The organism is Ammoniphilus soli, from assembly GCF_040813775.1.
The window spans coordinates 1-503 of the sequence record NZ_JBEGDL010000186.1; the positions used below are offsets into that span (position 1 = coordinate 1).

The 503-nt window shown below is 43.5% G+C and carries 1 protein-coding gene; it reads right to left on the reverse strand.

Annotation, left to right across the window (positions count from 1 at the left end):
- Positions 1–267: 267 nt before the first annotated feature.
- The coding region (locus ABLT31_RS38975) for a thiamine pyrophosphate-dependent enzyme (RefSeq protein ID WP_367761112.1) at positions 268–503 on the reverse strand (236 nt) is incomplete at its 5' end.

Genomic DNA, 503 nt, shown 5'->3' on the forward strand with positions numbered 1-503 from the left:
CAGGTGTCATACCGACTCGATTTTCATTGTTCTTAATCTCTTTAGGAACACCGATAATCATGTTTAATCCCCCTTTTAATAGATTTGGTAGCGTTTTTGACGAAAAATAACCTACGTGTCGCACTGCTTGTTGCAAGATTTTACGCACTCTGATGGGGGAGGGGGAGATGCCCTAGATCTGTGAAAGTAACATCTAGGTTGTTCATAGGAACTGCCCCCTCGATTTTATATATACCTTAGAAGAGCCTTAAAAGAGAAAATCGTATTTTACCAGTTTCTATGATCCAAGTGAGCATACTTTTCTAATAGACGAACCGGCATTTTCAACGCGTCTTTACGGAATGGAGGAGCCAATTGGGTACCGTCTACTTGGATATCGATTACGGTAGGCTTATTCGATTCAATGGCCTTTTGGATGACGCTTCCTAATTCCCTGGCATCTTCAACGCGGATTCCAACCGCCCCCATGGACCGGGCCACTTCGGCAAAGTCTGGATTTTGAA